Source organism: Singulisphaera photorubra, from assembly GCF_045290345.1.
Taxonomy (GTDB): domain Bacteria; phylum Planctomycetota; class Planctomycetia; order Isosphaerales; family Isosphaeraceae; genus Singulisphaera.
Genome location: NZ_CP155447.1, coordinates 5,698,418 through 5,719,151, shown reverse-complemented (window position 1 = coordinate 5,719,151; position 20,734 = coordinate 5,698,418). Strand labels below are relative to the sequence as shown.

General features: G+C 62.9%; 16 protein-coding genes and 1 pseudogene. 8 read left to right on the top strand and 9 right to left on the bottom strand.

Annotated elements, in window-relative coordinates; all coding sequences use genetic code 11:
• Window positions 1–181 precede the first annotated feature (181 nt).
• Complete coding sequence (locus tag V5E97_RS21580) at window positions 182–1,483, top strand: DUF1501 domain-containing protein (protein WP_406693599.1); 1,302 nt, start codon at window positions 182–184, stop codon at window positions 1,481–1,483.
• 86 nt (window positions 1,484–1,569) lie between these two features.
• Here V5E97_RS21580 and V5E97_RS21575 read toward each other — a convergent pair whose 3' ends face one another.
• The 3 genes from V5E97_RS21575 to V5E97_RS21565 all read right to left on the bottom strand — a co-directional run bounded on the left by V5E97_RS21575 (window position 1,570) and on the right by V5E97_RS21565 (window position 5,200).
• Window positions 1,570–2,685 (bottom strand): helix-hairpin-helix domain-containing protein, encoded by a 1,116-nt coding sequence (locus V5E97_RS21575; protein WP_406693598.1) that lies wholly within the window; start codon window positions 2,683–2,685, stop codon window positions 1,570–1,572.
• The gene (locus V5E97_RS21570; RefSeq protein WP_406693597.1) at window positions 2,682–2,927 is read right to left on the bottom strand and encodes a DUF3006 domain-containing protein; all 246 of its coding nucleotides are present in this window, start codon (window positions 2,925–2,927) and stop codon (window positions 2,682–2,684) included. The genes V5E97_RS21575 and V5E97_RS21570 overlap by 4 nt, the downstream gene beginning before the upstream one ends.
• 173 nt (window positions 2,928–3,100) lie before the next feature.
• On the bottom strand, window positions 3,101–5,200 hold the full coding sequence (locus tag V5E97_RS21565) for a hypothetical protein (RefSeq protein WP_406693596.1): 2,100 nt from the start codon (window positions 5,198–5,200) through the stop codon (window positions 3,101–3,103).
• A gap of 531 nt (window positions 5,201–5,731) precedes the next feature.
• On the opposite strand from V5E97_RS21565, the gene V5E97_RS21560 reads away from it, so the two are divergent.
• From V5E97_RS21560 to V5E97_RS21550, 3 genes are all read left to right on the top strand, one after another.
• On the top strand, window positions 5,732–6,406 hold the full coding sequence (locus tag V5E97_RS21560; protein ID WP_406693595.1) for a PP2C family protein-serine/threonine phosphatase: 675 nt from the start codon (window positions 5,732–5,734) through the stop codon (window positions 6,404–6,406).
• A 189-nt stretch (window positions 6,407–6,595) separates the two neighbouring features.
• Window positions 6,596–6,877 (top strand): hypothetical protein, encoded by a 282-nt coding sequence (locus tag V5E97_RS21555; protein ID WP_406693594.1) that lies wholly within the window; start codon window positions 6,596–6,598, stop codon window positions 6,875–6,877.
• A gap of 113 nt (window positions 6,878–6,990) precedes the next feature.
• The gene (locus V5E97_RS21550; protein WP_406693593.1) at window positions 6,991–9,783 is read left to right on the top strand and encodes a hypothetical protein; all 2,793 of its coding nucleotides are present in this window, start codon (window positions 6,991–6,993) and stop codon (window positions 9,781–9,783) included.
• Between the two features lie 312 nt (window positions 9,784–10,095).
• Here the strand turns inward: V5E97_RS21550 and V5E97_RS21545 are convergent, their stop codons facing one another.
• Window positions 10,096–12,849, bottom strand: coding sequence for a glycoside hydrolase family 15 protein (locus tag V5E97_RS21545; protein ID WP_406693592.1), 2,754 nt, complete (start codon window positions 12,847–12,849; stop codon window positions 10,096–10,098).
• A gap of 335 nt (window positions 12,850–13,184) precedes the next feature.
• On the opposite strand from V5E97_RS21545, the gene V5E97_RS21540 reads away from it, so the two are divergent.
• A complete protein-coding gene (locus V5E97_RS21540) occupies window positions 13,185–13,976 on the top strand; it encodes a sugar phosphate isomerase/epimerase family protein (protein ID WP_406693591.1) in 792 nt (263 codons plus the stop codon).
• A gap of 27 nt (window positions 13,977–14,003) precedes the next feature.
• On the opposite strand, the gene csrA is transcribed toward V5E97_RS21540, so the two are convergent.
• Together csrA and aroE are read right to left on the bottom strand one after the other, a co-directional pair.
• Window positions 14,004–14,210 carry a carbon storage regulator CsrA gene (gene csrA, locus V5E97_RS21535; protein ID WP_406693590.1) on the bottom strand — a complete coding sequence of 69 codons (207 nt, stop codon included), beginning with the start codon at window positions 14,208–14,210 and terminating at the stop codon, window positions 14,004–14,006.
• Between the two features lie 297 nt (window positions 14,211–14,507).
• Window positions 14,508–15,365 carry a shikimate dehydrogenase gene (aroE, locus tag V5E97_RS21530; RefSeq protein WP_406693589.1) on the bottom strand — a complete coding sequence of 286 codons (858 nt, stop codon included), beginning with the start codon at window positions 15,363–15,365 and terminating at the stop codon, window positions 14,508–14,510.
• 144 nt (window positions 15,366–15,509) lie between these two features.
• On the opposite strand from aroE, the gene V5E97_RS21525 reads away from it, so the two are divergent.
• Window positions 15,510–16,289, top strand: a complete 780-nt coding sequence (locus V5E97_RS21525) for an ABC transporter ATP-binding protein (protein WP_406693588.1) — start codon at window positions 15,510–15,512, stop codon at window positions 16,287–16,289.
• Window positions 16,286–17,449 carry a hypothetical protein gene (locus V5E97_RS21520; protein WP_406693587.1) on the top strand — a complete coding sequence of 388 codons (1,164 nt, stop codon included), beginning with the start codon at window positions 16,286–16,288 and terminating at the stop codon, window positions 17,447–17,449. Before V5E97_RS21525 ends, V5E97_RS21520 begins: the two co-directional genes overlap by 4 nt.
• Here V5E97_RS21520 and V5E97_RS21515 read toward each other — a convergent pair.
• From V5E97_RS21515 to V5E97_RS21505, 3 genes and pseudogenes are all read right to left on the bottom strand, one after another.
• Complete coding sequence (locus V5E97_RS21515) at window positions 17,436–17,666, bottom strand: hypothetical protein (RefSeq protein WP_406701302.1); 231 nt, start codon at window positions 17,664–17,666, stop codon at window positions 17,436–17,438. The two genes, V5E97_RS21520 and V5E97_RS21515, sit on opposite strands and share 14 nt — an antisense overlap.
• Before the next feature lie 19 nt (window positions 17,667–17,685).
• Window positions 17,686–18,138: pseudogene (locus V5E97_RS21510) on the bottom strand (metallophosphoesterase); the annotation flags it as partial.
• Window positions 18,135–18,815 (bottom strand): MBL fold metallo-hydrolase, encoded by a 681-nt coding sequence (locus V5E97_RS21505; protein ID WP_406693586.1) that lies wholly within the window; start codon window positions 18,813–18,815, stop codon window positions 18,135–18,137. The gene V5E97_RS21505 and the pseudogene V5E97_RS21510, both read right to left, overlap by 4 nt.
• 453 nt (window positions 18,816–19,268) lie before the next feature.
• Here V5E97_RS21505 and V5E97_RS21500 point away from each other — a divergent pair, with 453 nt between their 5' ends.
• The gene (locus tag V5E97_RS21500; RefSeq protein ID WP_406701193.1) at window positions 19,269–20,351 is read left to right on the top strand and encodes a DUF1571 domain-containing protein; all 1,083 of its coding nucleotides are present in this window, start codon (window positions 19,269–19,271) and stop codon (window positions 20,349–20,351) included.
• The last annotated feature ends 383 nt before the right edge of the window (window positions 20,352–20,734 follow it).

The window sequence follows — 20,734 nt, the reverse complement described above, 5'->3', positions numbered from 1 at the left end:
TCCGACTCGTGGTTGCCACGTCGGAGTTTGCTCGTTGGCTTTTGCCATTTTCACGGGGGATGAAACCAAGGGGGGATTGGCCGGGTAGTTCTGATACAAGGGCGAGTGCGGGAGGGGCTCTGGGAATTCGCGAGGCCGACGGGAAAAGTACGGGTCTTACGACGTCGGTGGAGGAGGTTGCATGGGACTTCGGAAGGGCTCTGGTTCCGAGCATGCCCATCGGTCGCGACTGGACGAAAGCCTGGTTTTTCCGGGGCGTCGGGAGTTTTTGACGTTCGCGGGATTGAGCTGGTTGACTCCGGTTGGCCACCTCTTGGCTTCGCAAGCGGAGACGCGCCGAGAGCCGGCGTCCTCGGTGATCCTGATCTGGCTGGCTGGCGGCCCGAGTCAGCTCGAGACGTTCGACCCGCACCCGGGTCGGAAGATCGCCGCCGGCACGCGGGCGATCTCGACGGCCGTCAAGGGCATCCAGCTTGCCCAGGGGTATGAACGGCTGGCCGAGGTGATGACGTCGATTTCCCTGGTTCGCTCGCTCGTCAGCCAGGAGGGGGATCACGAACGCGGAACGTACTTCATGAAGAACGGATACCGGCCGGACCCGACGGTCGAGCATCCTTCGATTGGTGCCATCTGTTGCCACGAACTCCCTTCGGGGGGCACCGGCATTCCCCGACATATTTCGATTCTGCCGGGCCAGTGGCCGGCCCGGGGTGGGTTCCTGGGAGGAGAATTCGACGCCTTCAAAACAGGGGATCCGCTCAAGCCCTTACCGGACGTGACCTCACGCGTCTCGCCTTCGCGCGAGGCCCAGCGCGCGATCGACCTCGAGGTCGTTGAGCGGGCGTTCCGGCGGGGGCGGCAAACTCCGGTCGCGGCAACCTTGCATCGCGAGACGGTCGAGCGCGCCCGGGTCATGATGACGTCGGCCCAGTTGAAGGCGTTCGACGTCAAGCAGGAACCCGTGGCGACCCGGGAAGGCTACGGTGACACCCCGTTCGGTCGGGCCTGTCTGGCCGCCCGTCGCCTGACCGAGGTCGGAGTCCGTTGTGTCGAAGTCACGCTGGACGGCTGGGACACTCACGTCAACAACCACGCCACCCACCGCAAGCTCGCGGGCGTGCTCGACCCGGCCCTCAGCGCCTTGATTCGCGACCTGAAGCAACGCGGGACTCTCGACAAGACGGTGGTTCTCTGCACCGGCGAGTTCGGCCGGACACCCACGGTCAACCTGGCTGGAGGTCGAGACCACTGGCCGAACGGATTCAGCCTGGTCATCGCCGGGGGCGGGATCCGAGGCGGGCAGGTCATTGGCGAGACCGATCCCGAGGGGATCAAAAATCCGCCGAAACCGACGGCGGTTGACGATGTTCACGCCACCATACTGAAGGCGGTCGGTCTCGAGCCGCATAAGGAGAATATCTCTCCGGTCGGCCGGCCGATCCAATTGAGTCAGGGGAAGTCGATCGGGACTCTATTGTCCTGATCCACCCCCCGGGGTGAGGTGCTCCCGACGAAGCGAGTACGTCGCCCCGGTTTGATCTGTTCTTGTCTGCTGCGGATGATCGGGCCTCATCGCACGCGAACGTAGGGCCGGATTTCCGTGAGCCGTTTTTCGCCGATGCCTTCGACGCGAACCAGGTCGTCGACGGATCGGTAAGGTCTCCCCTTGATGATCCGATCGGCGAGGACTTGACCGATCCCGGGGATCTTCCTGAGCTGGGTCTTGCTGGCCTTGTTGATGTTGATCAGACCCACGGATGACTTGGGCTTGGAGGGGCGATCTCCCCGGGACCGATTCTCCCCGCGCGGCTCGAAAACGGGCCATTCGGCCGAGCTTTCAGGGTGCGTAAAGACTTGCCAGTGGAGGCCGTCGCTCCGGATCGTCACCGTCCCGTCCCGGTCGGTACGAAGCAAGGGGATTTCGTAGCGAGCCAGGAGGTCCACGGTCTCGGGGTGGGGATGATGGTAGTCGTTATCCTTGCTCAGGCTCGCCACGGCGACATAGGGGCGAACCAGATCGAGCCAACGAGCGTCGGTCCCGTTCCGGCTGCCGTGATGGGCCAGTTTGAGCACGGTGGCATCGGCGCAGAGTTTAGGGACTCGATGTGCCCACCACCGCCGCTCCCGCGTTTGAGCATCGCCCGGGAGCACCGTTGAGAACGTCCCATAATCGACCCGGATGCCGATGCTGTTGTTATTTTCCTCTTTGGGATCGTTCGGGGCCTGGGGAAAGACCGTGAGAACGACGCTGCCGAGTTCGAGCTTCCGAGGCACCTCTAAAGGGCTGATCGCCTGGATATTCCGGTCGCGAACGAGTTGGAGCAGTTTCAGGTAGGGCTCGCTCGTGTGCGAGGACGATGAGGCCAGAAAGAATCGAGGGCGGAACGCTCGGATGACGTCGTCCATGCCTCCGTAGTGATCGGCGTGGTGGTGGCTGACGACGACAAGGTCGAGCGAACTGACTCCTTGTTGCTCCAGCTTTGACACGATGCTGGCGGATTGCCCCGCATCGATCAGCGCCGTCTTGCCCTCGGGTGAGCGGATCAAAATCGCGTCACCCTGGCCGACGTCAAGGATCGTGACGGTGACTGCCCCTGGCAGGGCGTGCGGAGGCGGCGTGGGAGTGCAGGACGCGATCGGAATGCAGAGGGTGATGGTGACGACCAAGCTGGAGAGGACTCTCATAGCTTGATGTCTCCACCTGGGTCGGTTGCCTTCAGCTCCCGTTGGATTGCCTTGGTCTCATCGGCCAGTCGCCGGGTGGCCTGGACGTCTCGTGCCAGCGAGAGCGACAAGACGTCGCCGGGGCGAGCCGCTTTGGGGAGGAATTTCTTCGGGAGATTGATCGACGTGCCGTCGCCGGCCAGGAGCACGGCGATTTCCTTCGTTTCCCCTTCCAGGCGGTCGAACGACAGGCGGGTTTTCACATCGAGATCCTCCCGGTCGGCTGGTAACTCGCGCAGTGGACTCAATCGTACTTCACCGGAGGGGAGGGAGGCGAAAGCCTTTGGGAGGGGAGGGGGCGAGATCTTTTGACAAAAGCCGGAGCGGCCGGTGGAACGTGACGTTCCCGGCCGCTCCGGTCTCTTTGGCTTCCGGATCAGTGGGCGGTTCTGGGATCAACTTTGGCGGAACGTAGCGGAGGAGGGATTTTCGTGTCCTTGACAGCCGAATCAAGGTCGTGATTCTTCTGGTCAGACTTTGCCTTGGCATTGGAACGGGCCTGATTCTCTTCGCAGCTTGGGCAGAGAATCGTCTGCTTGACCGGGCCGGTGGCCCAGTGATCGGATTGCTTCTGCTTTTTCAGGATCTTGCACGCGGGACATTCCGCGTTTGTCTTCACTTCGGATGACGGAGTGGCAAGAGGCAGGGGGGGCGGCAACTCGACAGAGGTTCCGAAAACGCTCGAGTCCATCTGGAGCGGCGGCAGTGGAATCTCGTCCTGAACCGTCCCAACGGCTTGCCCGGGCGACCGCGAGACCGCCTGGCCTGGCAGCGGAATCTTCGTTTCCTCGGAAGCAAGGTTCAAATCACCGCTCTGTGATTGGGGGCCTGGCTTGGAGGGAGTCGGCGGCGCGATGCTCGTCTCCTCGAACGGGGAGGCGGGATTCTCCCCCTTCGGCTTTTTACTCGCTTCGGCCAGCTCGTCTGCGATTTCAGCCAGTGGCGGAAGCGGCTCCGGCATTCCGGTCGTCGGCGGCGTCTGGCTCGAATTCTCAGGCAAGGCCGGTGGCTGGTTCGGGAGTTCGGCGAGCGTTGCCGGCTCACTCGGAATTTCGGCCGTCGCGGGTACTTCGGTCGGCTTTGTCGGCTGGCTCGGCATCTCGGGCAATGCCAGTGGATCCGCCAGAAGGTCGACTGAGGTGGAGGACTGGCTCGGCATCTCGGCCAGAGCCGGCGGCTTCTCAGCCGGCAGCTCGACTGGTGTGGCGGGCTCGTTTGGCAACTCGGCCAGGGCCGAGGGCTTCTCAGCCGGCAACTCGACCGGCGTGGCGGACTCGCTCGGCATCTCGGCTAGAGCCTGGGGCTTCTCAGCCGGCAACTCGACCGGCGTGGCGGGCTCGCTCGGCATCTCGGCTAGAGCCTGGGGCTTCTCAGCCGGCAACTCGACCGGCGTGGCGGGCTCGCTCGGCATCTCGGCCAGGGCCTGGGGCTTCTCAGCCGGCAGCTCGACTGGCGTGGCGGGCTCGCTCGGCTGCTCGGCCAGAGCCGGCGGCTTCTCAGCCGGCAGTTCGATGGGCGTGGCGGGCTCGCTTGGCATCTCGACCAGGGCCGGGGCCTGCGCTGGGCTCTCGGCCGAAGTCGTCGGCTCAGTGGTGGTCGCCGATTGCGTGGGCGACTGAGCCATGACCTCTACTGGCACGGCAGGTGAACTTGGGGCTTCAGCCAACGTCGACGGCGGGCTTGCGGCCTCGAGTTGCGATGCAGCCGGTGCCTCGAGCGGCGACGTAGCGACGGAGGCCGGCATGCTAATCCCGGTTTGTTTGCTCGCCGTTTCGAGGTCGGGCAAAGAGGCCGGATCGGGCCGTCTTGGCGGAGCGATCTTGGTCACACCGTAGGCGTCGACCAGACCCGTCGGCCCTTGTACTGGGGCTGTGTGGGGGGATGCGGCGGCTTGGGTGAGATGGCCCGGAGTTGCCGAACGTACTCGTGGCGGCGGGATCTGGGTCGTCTGGAACGGGGAGTCCGCGGGATCGCGATAGGCCTGCCGAGACTGCGACTGGGTCGGCGAGAAAAGAGCCGGCCGCTCTGCCGTCTGGCCCTGCGTCTGGCTGGGATCCAGCGGCGCGTGCCTCGACGCTGGGTTGGCAGCGAGGAGTCCATCTGACAAGGGACTTTCGCCGTTCGCGGGTCGGGGACGGGTCGACTTGGCCAGATGAGGGCCGTAAGAGTTCGAGTCGCGGTAGCTCGTCAGGAAAAGATCATCAATGTTCGATCCGTAGCCCTCGGCCGGTTTCAGCGCCACCGGTGCGATCGCGTTGGCTTTGCGGCTGGCCGCGGCTGTCGCGGTCGCATTGGCTGCTGCCGTGTAAGGGATGGGCGCTGGGCCCAGCAGCGTCCCATCGGAGCCTGCCGGAAGACGGAGCATATCCCGCCCGCAACCGAAGTTGGAGCCCAGGGTCAGGAAGCCGAGGACGGCCAGTCGTTTGTAGCGGTTCCGTCGCCGCTCCGGCCTGTCGTCGTGACGTTTCTTGGTCATCGTCATTACTCGACTTCCCCGGACATCCTGTCCAGTACTATTACCATGAATTCCGCCTGGACCGAGGAGAAGTGATACGTCGATCACTCCTTTCGGCCTAAGGGGGATATCGGTTTTGTGGGTTGCAAGGATTAAGCTGATCTGCCTGAAAATGCTTGTTCGTGAGATTGGGCCAGGCCACTCGGTTCCGATCCGGGGCCGGTGAATGCGACCCGTGACCGGTGGATTGGCCTTCAGAACAAGGCAAGTCGGCGAGCGAAGCCCCCGCGTTTTTTGCCTCGGCCACCCAGACATGATTTTCCTGACAGGATATCTAAGGAGTGAGGCGCTGACGGGGCTCTGATCGAGACGACATGAATCAAGCGGTCCCGCTTCCTCTTTCCTCAGGGTGAAATGATTTGACGGGTGTCCGGGGCACTATTAACGTGAAGTCATGGGAATCGATCGCAAAGAGGATCGGACGAGGGTGTGACGTCAATCGACGTCTGAGATGAGGACTTACGGATCGGAGATCTATCGCCACCGATATTTGTGCCAGCGATAACCGGTTTCGACATTGCCGGCTGGAATCAGCAGGCCGAAGCCACCGGGGGAGACTTCTTTGAATTTCAGGAAGTCTCCAAGGGGTGCTTGGCCGTGACAGTGGCCGACGTCTGTGGTCGAGGAGCTGGTGCGGCGGCAGTGGCCGATGAGTGCCGAATCGCGCTTCACGAGGCCTTTGAAGTCACCGAGGAACCGGCTCGGGTCGCCGAGCGGGTCAATCGTCGGCTCTTCGCCGGCCGGCCCCCGGAACGTTTTGTGACGGCCTTCTTCGGGCTACTCGATCATAACGAGCACCGGCTCAGCTACATTTCCGCCGGACATGGCCCGACCTGGTTCTATTCACGCGAGTTGAACAGCCTTCGCGAACTCGAGGTTCACGGATACCCCCTGGCGCTCATGCTCGAGGAGTCGTTTGATGAGGGGGACCTTGTTGTGTTCGCCCCGGGCGACTTCGTGGCGATCGTGACCGACGGCTTCTTCGAGTGGGCCGACAGCCACGGTGAATGCTTTGGTACGCAGAGACTTTGCGCTCAGATTCTTCACGACCGGGACCGCTCCGCCGCCGAGATCATCGGTGGGCTGCGCAACGCGATCCTGAGGTTCGCCAGCGGGGTCCCGCAACGGGACGATCTGACCGCGGTGGTGATCAAGCGAGTCAGCTAACGTGCGGACGAGGCCGGTCGTTTTGGTTCCCGAGGGAGTCGAGTGCACAATGGCTTCGCTTGCAGCGTATGAAATGCGCCGCTACGATCGTGAAGCAGTAGGCCATTGATTTCAGGACGAGGACGAAGGTCGGACCGGCTTGGCGCTGGGGCCTCCGGTTCTCGGAAGCGAACGGAACGGACTCGTGCGATGGAAAAGACGACGTTCCACTATCAACCGATTTGCTCGGCTCCCCATTGCGACAACTCTGCCGTCTACAAGGTGGCGGCCCCCTGGAGCAACGGCAGGAGCCGTGAGTTGAAGAGCTACGGCCTGGCCTGCGAGGCCCATCGCGACTCTCAGCTCGCGCTGGCCCAACTCCATCGCCAGGGTTTGAAACTTGCCGAAGGGGAAACGATCGGGCCGGTCGGTCTCTACGAGTTGGCCGCAGGCAAACGCGATGCCGAATTGAGCCGTCTCCCCGACCACTAGGATTGGGGCGTGCGGCACGGGCCACAGGCCGGGGCTTGAGCCGACCGCCCTCTCAATCAAAGAGGGCCTGATTGCGGCCCGCCTTCTCTTTCTCCAGGGACGGAACCCATATCATGCCAGGAAGGCTTCGGATTGCGGCTCGATGGGCCTGTTGGGCGGTGGCGGTGGTCGCCCTGAGCGTCTCCACCGACGGATTCGCCGGCGAGGCTGCCGACGCGAAGCGCATTCATAATCTCTTCGCACAGTTTGAGCTTCCCGATAACTGGGAAACTCGATTCTGGGCCGATCCCAATGTCAAGTCGTTGCTTGCGCTTGATGCCAAGGCGCTGGCGGAACTCGTCCCCGTGCAGGCGGGGATCCGTCATTGCCGATGCCCCGCCTGTGACGCGACCGAGACCAGTAATTCGCTGACCTGGTCGGTCAGCAATCCGAAGGTGCTGACCTGCCGCAACTGCCAAGCCACCGTACCGAATGATACCTATCCCGCAAAGGACCAGAAGGAGAAGAAAGTCCCCGAAGACGTGGTTGAGGTCCGCCATGGAGTCTCGCACCGCTACCCCTACCACGCTGTGGAGGCCACCAAGCAACGTTACCCCGACGAGAAGCTCTATCTGGCTGCCAAGCGAGACTACGAAGCCCGCGAATTCCTGGCGAAAGCAGCGCTTTACGCGGCGGTCCGATACCACGAGCAACCGGCCGGTTCAAAAGATCCCGCGCTTGCCCGCTTGGCCTGTGTTCTGATTCTTCGGTTCGCACAGGTCTATCCAGGTTATGCAACCCATTTCGACCAGCCTCTTTCGCCCAAGGTTTTCCAGCAGGCCGATTTGCCGCCCCCATATCGCCGCGGCTATCAAACGGGAAAGTGGGACTGGACGGCCAGTCTCGACGTTCCCTTGAACCTCTTGATCGCCTATGCCCTGGTCCGCGACCAGCCCGCCCTCATTGAGGCGGGGCAGAGTCTGAACGATTCTCATCCGGCCCGAACCATCGAGCGCGACCTCTTCCGGGCCTCGGCCGAGTTCGTCCGGCTTCAGCGCGAGGAATACAGCGAGGTCTCGCTTCACGCCTATCGCGGCCTGCTGGCCGCCGGCCGGCTCCTGGACGATCCGCAGTTGGTTGGTGAGGCCGTCAGACGGCTCGAGGGCTTTTCCGAACGAGGCTTCTACTATGATGGGTTCTGGCGACAGGGCGATGCTGCGGCCCATCGTCGGATCTTGAACGTGTTCGATGGCTGGATCGATCGATTGCTGGTTGGATATCCCGAGACCCCGCGGCCACTCGAGCTTGCGAGCGCACCAAACTCCGGGCCGTCGCGGGAGATCATGCCGTTGCCGATGTTGGCACTGGCCCGACGTGCGGGAACGACGTCGCTGATCGATACGCGGGTTCCCGAGATTCTGCAAGTGTCCTGGCCGGCGGCGATCGCGGCGCCGGGAACACGACGCCCCTCGCTATTGGGCGGCGTGGGGCTCGCCAGGCTCGCCATCGGAGAAAAGGGGGGGGCGATCGATCTGGAAGTTCGCGGTCAGGATAACATCGGCGCTCCTCACTTCCAACGCCAGGCGTTGCGGCTGGCGGTCGGAGGGCAACTCATCCTCGGCGACCTCGACGAACAGGCTCCCACGGTGACGGGCTGGGACCGAGCCACGGCGAGTCATAACACGGTCGTGGTCGACGGCCTGAATCAGCGCGAGTCCCTGGGCAAAGCCTCGGAGCCCGCTCTGGGGGGAGATTTCCTCTTCTTCGCGGCCGATCCCGACTTCCAGGTCCTCACTCTCGACGATCCTCGCGCTTACCCCCAATCGACCACGCGGTACCGCCAGACTCTCGTGGCGACCGCGGGTTTGCAGAGCAGCTACGCCATCTCGGTGTTCGAGGTTCATGGCGGCCTCCAGCATGATCAGATCTACCATGCGGCACCCGGCTCGAGTGCACGCTGGCAACTCTCCGTGAAGATGGACGCCGGACCGGCCACGTTGCTCCCCGAATCGATCCCGTACGTGCCGACTGCAAGGGCGGAGGATGGGCGTTGGTTCGTTCAGGCCTACGGCGAGTTCGCACCGCTAGCCCAAGTTCGCCTGATCCGACCGGCGATGGCCTGGCTGGGCGCTCCGGATTCGCCAGGGGTTCGACTTCACCTGTTGGGACCGATCCCGATCGAGGTCACCACGGCGAATAGTCCCGATCCATCCACCGGATCGGCGCGTGCGGAGGCCGAGGATTCCGGCCGCGCCGGCCTGGTGCTTCGTCACCGTTCCCCGGATGGCTCAACCCTGAAATCGACCTTCGTCACGGTATTTGAACCCACCGGAGCGGTCACTCCTCTCACGCGGGTCGGGCGGGTCGCTTCTTCGCCGGAGACCGTCGTCATCTACATTGAATCGGCGGCCGGTGCCGAGCATGTCGTCGTCAATCTTGCCCCCGGGACCACGCAAACCGTCGACCTGGCTCACGGTCGAACCCTCAAGACCGACGGCCTGGTCGTTCGGGCCTCTAGCCGTGGGCTGGTGCTGGCCGGTGGCACATTTGCCGAGTCGGCTGGTCTGCGAGTCGAACAGCAACCGACGTCCGGGACGATTGCGGGCGTTGTGCGCCATACCTCTGCCGCGGGGCGTGGGTGGTTCGAGTCCGATCAGTACCTGCGGGACGATGGTCAAATCGCGGGCCGCACGCTTCTGATTCGCCACGGCAACGATGTGACTCGGGCGTGGACTCTTCAGCGCGTTGAGAATATGAACCGCGGCTCGAGACTCTACGTTCTCGAGGAGCCAGGATTTACGATGGAAAAGAAGTCGTCGGCTGAAGCTCGTTACTACCAGTTCCCGCGTCTCTCGGCACCCGGTCCGCATCAATTCCGGGTTTCGAAGATTGCTCGCACTCAGGTGCCGCGAGAGTCATCTAATTAATTTGTGATTTTTCGCCTCAACCTCATTGACATTCCGAAAAGAACGGCTATTTTTACTCTTGTTGGTCGTGCAAGCAATATTCAGTCAAGCCTCTCCGACCGACCGAGGCATCGGCTTCGATTATTCGGCCTCTTCTCTGTTCCGGCCCTATCGATCTGTAGCGATACGGATCGATGGGGTTTTTGCTTTTTCATGGAACTCGGGCCGTACTCACCCAACTAGGGTTGCTCACCAAAACGGACCCTCGGTGCCGACCGCGAGTTCTTCCTTGAACTCGAGGCGCGGGGCAGGCACGGATTGGAATCAGCCGCCTCATCCCCAGCGCCAACTCCACGTCGATTGCCCCTTGGGCAATGTCACCGACCAGCTCAGCCGGCTGATCCGCGGATCGTAGTCGGGCGGTTGGCTTTCGGGAGCGGATTGCCAGGGGCCGAGTTCGGTGAGGCCGGGGCAGGTCAACGCGGCGTGGAATTCAATGGGGTGCAGCAGGTTCACGGTCAGGCTCAGGTGGTGGACCGTGCCTCCGATCGGCCGTTCGAGCCGGAAGGAAACCTCACCGCAGGGGAATGTCTGGGTCAGGCCGAGATGAGGCCAAGAGCTGGGCAAGGCAGGGTCCAGCTTGAGCCGCCGTTCGACGTGGTTGTAGTCGAGTTGGGCGAACTCGAGCATGGTCTCGATGAGAATCGCATGGAGCCCCCAAACTCCCGAGGCCACGCCCGGGATGTAGCGAGGGGTATCATTGGCACGGATCACAGGCCGGAGCATCAGGCCCAAGGGGAGCATCCGGCTCAGTGTGCCGTCGGTCATCGCCAGAGCCCGATTCCAGTGCCGGACCTGCCCAGTCTCACGTCCGAGCTGGATCAGGTAGCGCGCCGCCCACAGCGTCGCGAGGCTGGAGAGATCGTGGCTGTGCGACTCGCTGGGCGCAACGCTTGCCTTCGGAGACGATGAGTCGACGGCCCATCGGGCCAGGGTATTGGAATCCACTCCCACGGCGTTCTGGCGGAGGATCGCCTCGGCGGTCCGCATGATCCGAGGATCCGATGCGGGGAACAGGCCGAACGGAACGACGAGGCCGAGCACGCTCACATCCAGGGCTTTCGAGCGCTCAATGAGCATCTCGGGCCGGTCGGTCCAGAGGCCGCGCAACGTCGAGAGTCTTCGGGCTTCGAGAAACCGACCCGTCTCGGCGTCGATCAGGCCAGGGCTGTCACTTCGGTCGGAGTCCGAGTCGCCCCCGCCGAGGATGCCGATCTCCCAGACCCGCTCCGCCAAAGAGCGCCAACGCGTCGCATGCTCGGGGTGATCGAGTACCTCGGCCAGCCGCGCGGCGGCCCGAAGACCGGCCACGACACACCCGTTGGAATAGAAGAAGGCCCCGAAACGATGGTCCCAGATGCCCGCCGAGCTGACCAGGCTGAGATCGTCGAGCCAGCGCAGGCCGGGGTGCCCCGATTCCCCGCTGCAGACCATTGCGGCCTGCTCGATCATCGGCCACATGGAGGCGATGAAGTCGAGATCGCCCGTGCGGAGGTAGTAACGTTCCAGTCCCCAAGGGATCATGGCCGTCTGGTCGACGGCAGGGGTCTCCCATTCGGGACCACCGTCGATCGTGTATTTTTGAAACCAGTAGGAGTACGGTCGGTTTTGCCCCCGAACGTGGGAGAGCCACTCGAACAGGCCTCGGCCAATCGAGGGGTGGCCAAGTCGCTCCATCGTATCGGCCGCCCACATCGCGTCGCGCGGCCAGCAGTAGGCACTCAGGCCACGATCGAAGCCTGAAGCAATGGCTCCCCAGAACGCGTCGGAATGCAGGGCCGCGGCCAAGGCCGATCGGCGCAAGCTCACGGCGTAGGCCGGCTTGGGATATTTGAGACTGGGCAGGACCTCGGTGAACGCATCCCACTCCTGGCAGGTGGTTTGCTCAACCTGGTCAAGATCGGCGGAGCGAAACCAGGCGAGGGCCGGCCGAAGCCAGTGCTCGAAGGTGCCGGGGTCTCCGCGCCATCCCGTAAACGCGCCACTGACCAGCAGATCGACCGTCACCGTCTCGCCGGCGGGCAGGTCAATCCTCCGGAGCAGAATCGCCTCGTTGGCGCCTGTCGGTTCGCAGTGGACGTCGCCCCGGTCGTCGAGAGCGACGGCAAATTCGACGGTTGCGTCCCGGGCGAATTTGCGATTCGCGTGTCCGTGGCCGCGATTGGTGGCCAGGAGTGTTCGATCGCCATCGTGCCAGCTCAGGCCAGGCTCGCCGATGCCGCCGTTGACCTCGGCCTGGATGTAGACCCCGAACAGGGCGCGAAGCGACTCGGGGCCGTCGTTCTTGATCCGGAATCGCTTGAGGTACTGACCAGGCGACTCCGTTCCCCCAGCCGTTTTGGGAAGGCTCTTGGCCATCGCCACGAAGTCGGTGACCAGCACACGGATCGGTCCGGTCCGCGAATTCAGCTCGGTCATCAACAGGTTGGTTGCGCCGAGGTAGTGCTGAAACGACTCCCAGGAGAGCCGCTCGGTGAACCAGTCGAGCCGGCGGCCCACGGCCAGTCCCCCCACGATCGCGCGAAAGTGGGAGCGGCTCTGCGGCATGTCCCCTTCGGCGGGTCGGACGTCGGAATGGAGCCCGACGGTGGGGAAGTAGACGTCGTAGGTGGAACCTCGCGAATCGACCCGGACCGTCATCATCCGGTTGCCGACCAGTCCCTCGGGGCCCATCGCCACGATCTCGGCCGCTTCCGTCCGGTCGGGCATATTGGGGCGGACGACGGTGTCTTGGGGCGGGCTGTAGACTGTCTCCGACCCTTCTTGCCGCGCTGCGGACCGGTAGTGAAGCCGGACGCCAACCGCTTGAGGGGGCACCGGGACATGCCAGAGGCTATTCACCCCTTTATTCTCGATCCAGTACGCGGGGAGCAGGCCCAGCACCTCGTCATCGGCCGTAATTTCGAGCCAGACGACTTGGTTGGCCTCAATCGGGTGCGTGCCGATGACCACCGCAGACCACATCCCCGCGCGGACTGGCCCACCGTGCCGCCCCTTCGCCGCCGCCTCGATCCAGGTCGCCACCATGTTTGAGATCGCCTCGTGCTCCCCGAACCGGCCCCGGACGAAGGACTTTCCACCCGGTCGCCCCTGAATCAAGGCGCTTGATTGTGAGGCTTATCGCCAGTTGCGCCAAGGGCCGGGTCCCGCTGGACGCTGGCCTTTGCCGGCTTGGCGAGACATTCCGCGGGGAGCTCTCTACAATCGAAGGGGATTGGGATGGGGCCTGACCGCAACTCTTTGGTCGAAAAGGGGAGCAAGTGTATTCGAGTTTCAATGCGAGGGCGTTAGGCCTGACGCTCTCGACGCAAGAAACGATCGAATTGGCCTCGGCCGCCGGTTTTGGCGGAGTTGACTTTCTGATGCGAGACATGCTGGCCGAGGAGGTCGACCCGAAGGTGGTGCGCTCGCGGCTGGCGGATCTCGGGCTCCAAGCGGGAGCTTGGTCCCTCCCCGTCGACTGGCGGGGAGACGCCGGACGCTTCGCGCACGATCTGGAGCAACTTTCCCGCTTCGCCGAGGCGGCCGCGGTGGTGGGTGCCCGTCAAACCGGGACCTGGGTGATGCCCGAGACGCTCGCCACGCTGGAACCCGATGGCAACCGGAGTTCGCTGCTTGCCGCCACGGCCGAGATGCACGTCCAGCGACTCGGCGCAATCGCACGAGTCCTGGCCAATCACGGCGTCAGGCTTGGCCTGGAAGTCATCGGCGTCGAGTCGTTCCGCTCCGGGCGCGGAGTTCCCTTTGTCACTCGGCTGTCGGAGCTCGATCGACAGCTCGGGGCGATCTGGCAGGAGTCGGCAAATCTGGGAATCCTGGTCGACGGATTCCACCTCTATGCGGCAGACGAGACGATTGAGGCAGGGTTTGCGTGGGGGGTGGATCGAATTGTCTGGGTGCACGTCGCGGACTTGCCCACGTCGTCTCGATCGGATCGTTCAGCGATCCAGGATCACGACCGGGGTCTACCCGGAGAAAACGGAGCGATTGATTCCGGCCAACTCCTGAGGAGGTTGGCGGAAGAGGGATATTCCGGTCCGGTCACTGCCGAACCTGGGGCAAAATGTCGATCCCTCGCGGGTCGATCCGCCCAGGAAATCGCACGACTCGTGGCATCGGCCATGAATGCGGTCTGGCCGCAGCCGACACCGTGACCCGCCGCCACGGCGTCATCCAGGAACTTAGCGATTCAAGGCAGGTGCCGGCTCTTCAGTGACGGCGACCGTCTTCCCGCCACGGACCGGCGCGATCTCTTCGCGATAGACCGGAACTTCATGAGGGGCTTCGATACCGATCCGAATCTGGTTGCGGTCAATCTTGACCACAGTGACGACGATGTTGTCACCGATCACGATCTTTTCGCCAAGCTTCCTGCTCAAAACCAGCATTGGAATTCTCCCGCTCGTGGTGGAATGCCCGATGTCGAATCCCTCTTGACGGCCCATGCCGGCTTGAGGCTCTGTCTACATTACAAAGCATTCTCTGTGCCAAACCACCTCGAAAGGGAGAATGGTCGATCTTAAGTGTAAGTGTTGCCTGGAGTTAAATCGGTTTTTGTGGATTCCACCGGGGAATCAAAGCACCGGACCAATTGTCAACATTGCCGCCCCTTCTTGGTTCATGATTGTAAAAATGGGAGGCGAAGGTGCCACTTCGGTTCGGGGAATTGTCAAGCGAAATCGGACTCAGGCCACGAAAATGGATTCGAGGGCGCGGCGCATGATTTCAGGGTTTGGTTCATGTCCTGACCACAAGCGTATGCCAATAACTCCTTGATTGACGAGCATCCCAAGGCCGTCGAGGACCTGGCATCCCCTGGTTTCCGCCTCACGAATCAGCCAAGTTCGCGGCGGATTCGGGATCACGTCGCTGACGATCATGCCGGGTCGCAGGGTTGTGAGCTCAATCGGGACCCGAGCTTCGACGTCCGGATAGAGGCCGATCGACGTCGCGTTTACCACCAGATCGGTCCCTTCAGGGACGTGGTACCTCTCTTCCCAATCAGAAAAGTCGGTGGGAACCCCCGTCTGCTCGCGGATCAGAGTGGTGAGCACCTGACCACGCCCGCGATCACGGTTCACAATGGTCATATGCTCAGCACCCGCCAGCGCCAACTCGACCCCAATGGCCCTCGCTGCTCCCCCCGCGCCCAGGACCACCGCGCGTAGCCCCGGGATTGGCCTAACTTGTTGCACGGACTGAAGAAAGCCTTTGCCGTCGGTGTTGTCTCCGACCCACTCGCCTCCCTCGTTGACCGCACAGTTCACCGCCCCAATTTTCGCGGCGGCCGGACTCAATCGATCGAGGTGTTCGATAACGGCAACTTTGTGCGGAATCGTGCAATTAAATCCTCGCCAGTTCATCGCCCGCGCGCCGCGGACCGCGGCGCCGAGATCTTCAGGGCGCACTTCGACGGTGAGATAGCGCCAATCGAGGCCCATCGCGGCGAAGGCGGGCTCGATCATGGCTTGGGTGGGGTTCTCGGCGACGGGGAAACCGAAAACGCCGACGAGTTCCTGCTTGAATGAACGGGGCGTGCTCAAGAGACTCCCTCCGAAATTGTTGCGGTTGTGATAACTGTCCGATACGATCGCGACGATCAATCCACCGCACATTTTAAGGCCCTGAACCTAACCGATCGGCTGGCGAGAAGCGATTTTGATGGCCGAGGGGCGGGAAGACGTCGAATGATCGAACTGGCCGACGTGACGCAGCACTACGGAGTGCGGCCTGTGCTCCGGGGGGTCAACCTTCGCATCGAGCGGGGGGAGGTCGTCGTGGTCCTTGGTCCCAACGGGATGGGCAAGACCACGCTATTGGGTGTGATGGGGGGCGTGCTCTCGCCCCAGCGCGGGTCCGTCGTTATCGACGGCCGGCGCCGGCGGGCTTCGGTCGAGGACGAGTTGGCGATTCGGAAGATGGCGGTTTATCTTCCCGACAGCCCCTGGCTCCCTGGCCATCGCACGGGACGCGAGTTCCTGTTCGCGGTCGGCAGACTCTACGACATCAACGAGGAGTGGCTGATCGACCATATCGATCGCTTGCTCACGCTCTTCGAGTTGACGACCCAGGGCGACTCGCCGATCCGGAGCTATTCGGCCGGCCAGAAGAAGAAGATCGCCCTCGGCTCGGCCCTGGTGACCGAGGCGCCCGTGCTCCTGCTCGACGAGCCGTTCTCGGGGGGCCTCGACCCCTCCGGCCTGATGGCACTGAAGCGCGTCTTTCAGCGTCACGCTCAGCGCAAGCAACTGACGATCGTCCTGACCAGCCCGGTGCCCGAGATCGTCGAGGAGATCGCGACACGAATCATCATCCTCCACCAGGGCCAGATTCTCGCCTTCGACACTCTCGACGGGCTCCAGCGGATGACAGCCTGCCGAGGCCCGCTCAGCGAGGTTCTCGAGCGTCTGATCTATCCCGAGACGAGCGATCGGCTCGAGCAATATTTCGAGGGCTCCCGGCAATGATCCAACGGCTCCGGGTGATCTTGCCGCCAGCGTCCATTCTCTTGGGGATCTTGCTGTTCTACCTCGTCTTTGAAGGGTTGATCCTCTATTACGAGTGGAACGTGGGAGGAAGGATCCGTCTGAATGTCCGGCCAGGGGTGGCGATTCCCCTCTTGGCGGCGCTGGCCTATGGCGCGTATCGTGTCGTGGCATTCCACCCGTTCTACCGCTCCCATTACCGAGCCTGGCTGGAACGATCCCCCTGGACCGCCTGCAAGCCATTGCCACTCGGCCCCGTCGCTCTGGTCTGGGAAGACGGAGTGGTCCTCTCGCTGCTGGCACTTCTGTCCCTGGTGGATCCCGCGCTCGACCCGTTCCGGCTGCTCGCCTACTTCTTGGTGGGTTACCTGGTTCCTCTGGGAATGGCGTTTGCGCCGACCGGGGCATTGGTTTATGCGTATATTATTGCATTTGGACTCGGCCTTGTGGCCCAGTGGATGCCCGCTGATCCCCGCCTGGCGCTCGCCGTCACGATTCTCCTGGCGGCGATCGGTCAGCTCGGTTTGCGACGTTCGCTGAAGCGGTTCCCTTGGTCATTGGATTGGTTGACGCCGATTTTCAGTTGGGTGATGAGCGACAAGGTCGCGTTCGAGGCAAGCATGTCAGGCGGGTGCGGGTGGCCGTTTGATAAGCTCGGTTTGAAGCGGCTGAAGCCCGTCCCATTCGAGTTGGCTCGGCGGGACGCGATCCTGATCGGCCCGCTGGTCGGTTGGTGGTTGTTCGCGATCGGAGCGGGCTTTTCCGCGCCTCAGAATCGGATTCCGTTCGCGAGCCTGGTCGCCTGTTTCGGAATCGGGCTGTTGGGGCTCATTCGGTTGCTGATTTATGCGTCCGGCTACCTGTCGCCGATCAGTCTTGCGGGGCGACTGGCCACGTTCCGGTGGATCATTCCCGGGTATGACGTCATTTTTGTCGCTCCCTTTTGTACGCTGCTCTTGCCCTTGGCGACCTATTTTACGCTCGCCTTGTACGGCGTGACCGCGGAGGTTTCCGGTCCGATCTGTCTGGCTCAAGGCCTGTTCATCACCTTCAATATGGGGCCAAGCCTCAAGCAGTGGGAACTCACCGGGCAGCACCGGATTGTCCCCACGAGAACGAATGAACTGGTCAAGGTCGGGTGAGGCGCAACGGCCGGAAGCCGATGGCGTCGGCGGCGACGAACTGGTAGCGAATCCTGCGCACGTCTCCCTGAACGGCGAGCGACCATTGCCCTTCGATATGGAGATGGCCGTAGAGACAGGTGGTGACCCCTGCCTGTTCGAACCGGGCGACGCAGGGGCCGGGCCGGCGGTGCTGGTCGAAGGGGGTAGTGCCAGAGCACGTAGAGCGGCTCGCCATGCTCTCGGAGCGTCTTGGCCTGCTCGAGGGCGCGGTCGAGCGTGGCCAACGCGGCCTCGGAGGCGGCGACGGCCTTGGGATTCTCGTCGTCCTCCAGGGGAACGGGCGCGCCTCGGGCGCCGCAGACGATGACGCCGTGGGTCTTCACGGCATCACCGTCAACGGCCAGGAGCGACTTGCGGAGCATCGGCCGGATCTTCTCGACGTCGTTCCACCAGGTGTCGTGGTTGCCGGGTGCGAGGACTTTCGTCCCGGGCAAGCGGTCGAGCCAGTTGAGGTCGGGCTGAAGGTCGCGGTGGTTGCGCGCCATCGACAGGTCGCCCGGCAGGAGCACCAGGTCGGAGGGGTGGACCACCGACCGCCACTCGCGCTCGATCTTGGACGCGTGGTCGCGCCAGCGCTCGGCGTAGCGCTCCCGGCGGTCGACCTGAGCGAACGACAGGTGCAGGTCGGCGATCGCCCAGATGGTCATGTGGGGTCGATCCCGTAAAGGCCGGCACGCTCGCCGACGAACGGGTTCGATTGCTTCTCGCTGGCGATGGTGGTGATGGGTCCGTGGCCGGGAAGGACCATCGTGGCGTTGGGGAGGTTCAAGAGCTTGGCCCGGATGCCCGCGATCAGTTGCGGGCCACTGCCCCCCAGATCGGTACGGCCGACCGAACCGGCGAAGAGCACGTCACCCCCGAAGACGAACGGCGGGTCGAACTGGTCGCAGACGAAGACGACCGAACCGGGACTGTGCCCGGGGATTTCGCGGATCTCAAAGGAAAAACCGGCCACTTCGAGTCGTTCGCCGTCGACAACGAGCTGGTCGGCGGGGGGGCTGATCAGCGGAAAGCCGAACGGGGCGCTGAGGTTGGCCTCGGGATCACCGAGGAGGGCCGCGTCGTTGACGCCGATGATCAGGGGCGCGTCGGGATAGGCTTCCTTCATCTTGCCGTTGCCCGCGATATGGTCGACGTGACCGTGCGTGTTCAAGATGGCCGTCAGCCGCAACCCTTGACGCGTCAGCAGGTCAAGAATTGTCTCCGGATCAAACCCAGGGTCCACCACCAGGGCTTCCCGCCGGTCGGGACGCCAGGCGACATAGGACATTTCGCCGAACGGGGCCGACTGGATCGATTCAATGGTGTACTCCGTTGATGCCATGCTTGCTTCCTTGTCTTTTTTGAAAAAACGTGAACTCTTGGGCGGGAGCCGATTGTAATTTCGCGCAGACGGCTGCAAAAAATGCAAGATCGGGCTTGCGAGCTTCGCTCCAAGGACTTCGAGTCACCTCCGAGCCCGGATTATCCGATGATGGGAGGGAGAACTCGATCTAGCCTTGTCGTGGCTTGGAAATTGCATGCCATTCTTGCACGGCAGTCCACTCCTGCCAAGCCATGAGACCAACCACGCTCCGTCGCTCAATCTGCACGACCTCACGAACGGCACCGGCGTCGATCGGCGCACGCCCTCGCGCTTCCGCTGGCCGATCCGCCAGAGATAGATAAAGGAAGACCCATGATCCCAAATCCGAAACCGCGATTAGACAGCACGGATCGGAGTCAGGCGTGGCCGGGTCGGCACTTGGCGATACTGGGAGCCCTGGGGTTGTCGGCGATGGTGGGGGCAGGCGGTGAATTTGACCGAGGGGAATTGCCCTACGGCCCTCGTCTGCTTTCGACGGGCGAGAGCAAGCGTCCGTTCGAATCCCAGGGGTTGGTTCCCGCACTCCAACTCGCGATGCTCGACCCCACGGCCGCCGGTTCGCGGGCCGAAAATGGCTTCGACCCCGCGTTCGTGCGTGCCCAGAACCAGGTCACCGAGTCCAATCCAGGGGCCCCCGCCTCAGTAATTGAGACGGCGAAAGCGAGCGAGCAAGAGCACGATAAAGAGACGGAGCATGTCCCCCGGGTTGCGAGCACGGTCGGGCGAGTGCAGGTTCCGGGCTCAGACCTCAAGCCTGGATCTGTCGCGACACTTACCCACTCGGCGGCTGAGGCCTCGAGCGATCCGATCGCCATGGCCAAGCAGGCGATCGCCGACTGCCAGGATCGGTTCAGTAAAATTCAAGATTATACGTGTACGTTTCACAAGCGAGAGCGGATCGACGGTCGACTCACGCAGCCTTATATCATGTCGATGAAGTCGCGGACGAATCCCCACAGCATCTACTTCAAGTTCCAGCGGCCCAAGATTGGACGAGAAGCGATCTATGTGGCCGGCCGGCATGGCGGCAAGATCGTTGTGCATGACGTGGGCTGGGGTAAGTTGATTGCCGGGACGATGCATCTCGACCCGAAGGGGGGGATGGCGATGGAGGAAAATCGCCACCCGGTTACCGAGGCCGGCATCGGCTCATTGATCGCGAGCGTGGCTCGGCACTGGTCGATCGAGCTGACCCCGGGCGAGTCGCGCGTGACGATTCATAAGAATCTCCGCGTCGGAAACCACGCCTGTACGATGATCGAGTCGGTCCATCCCAAGAAACATCCGTCCTACCTTTTCCATATGGTCAAACTCTACATCGATCACGAGCATGGCCTGCCGATTCGGTTCGAGGCTTACGACTGGCCCACGCGTCCCGGGGCGTCGCCCGAACTGATCGAGGAATACAGCTATCTGAACTTGCGAGTCAACACCGGACTCCGCGACCAAGATTTCGACGCGGCCAATCCGCAATACTCGTATGGACGATTCTGAATAGAATCGGGTCTAAATCTGGATTCGAACCCTTGAGAACGCGGTCCAACGGATTTGAATGGGCCGCGTTTTATGCTGCGCGGAGGCGAAGTCGTGGTGCGGGGCGATTAATCCGTACAATCCTCACGAGCCTGCCGTGGTCCGGCCGATATCTAACCTCGGGTCGAGGGGGGGCGCCGGAAAGGGAGCCGCCTCTCGGACGAGGGTTCGGCGCAGAGGGGATTGGTGCTAGGGACAGGCGAGTTGAACCTGCCGAGGCCTGGGGAAGCGGCCTTGGCAGGCAACAGACCCTTCGCTAGAATCCGCCTCGCCTCGGGGGCAAGGCCCGGCTCCTCTGGTTCCAGCGGACCGGGAGTTCGTGGGCCGGGGCGTCCCTTCCAGCT

Bases quoted from the DNA above. Each gene is read 5' to 3' on its own strand.
- V5E97_RS21580 (WP_406693599.1), top strand. From the start codon at position 182: ATGGGACTTCGGAAGGGCTCTGGTTCCGAGCATGCCCATCGGTCGCGA.
- V5E97_RS21575 (WP_406693598.1), bottom strand. From the start codon at position 2,685: ATGAGAGTCCTCTCCAGCTTGGTCGTCACCATCACCCTCTGCATTCCG.
- V5E97_RS21565 (WP_406693596.1), bottom strand. From the start codon at position 5,200: ATGACCAAGAAACGTCACGACGACAGGCCGGAGCGGCGACGGAACCGC.
- V5E97_RS21555 (WP_406693594.1), top strand. From the start codon at position 6,596: ATGGAAAAGACGACGTTCCACTATCAACCGATTTGCTCGGCTCCCCAT.
- V5E97_RS21550 (WP_406693593.1), top strand. From the start codon at position 6,991: ATGCCAGGAAGGCTTCGGATTGCGGCTCGATGGGCCTGTTGGGCGGTG.
- V5E97_RS21545 (WP_406693592.1), bottom strand. From the start codon at position 12,849: ATGGTGGCGACCTGGATCGAGGCGGCGGCGAAGGGGCGGCACGGTGGG.
- V5E97_RS21540 (WP_406693591.1), top strand. From the start codon at position 13,185: ATGCGAGACATGCTGGCCGAGGAGGTCGACCCGAAGGTGGTGCGCTCG.
- csrA (WP_406693590.1), bottom strand. From the start codon at position 14,210: ATGCTGGTTTTGAGCAGGAAGCTTGGCGAAAAGATCGTGATCGGTGAC.
- V5E97_RS21525 (WP_406693588.1), top strand. From the start codon at position 15,510: ATGATCGAACTGGCCGACGTGACGCAGCACTACGGAGTGCGGCCTGTG.
- V5E97_RS21520 (WP_406693587.1), top strand. From the start codon at position 16,286: ATGATCCAACGGCTCCGGGTGATCTTGCCGCCAGCGTCCATTCTCTTG.
- V5E97_RS21515 (WP_406701302.1), bottom strand. From the start codon at position 17,666: ATGGCGAGCCGCTCTACGTGCTCTGGCACTACCCCCTTCGACCAGCAC.
- V5E97_RS21505 (WP_406693586.1), bottom strand. From the start codon at position 18,815: ATGGCATCAACGGAGTACACCATTGAATCGATCCAGTCGGCCCCGTTC.
- V5E97_RS21500 (WP_406701193.1), top strand. From the start codon at position 19,269: ATGGTGGGGGCAGGCGGTGAATTTGACCGAGGGGAATTGCCCTACGGC.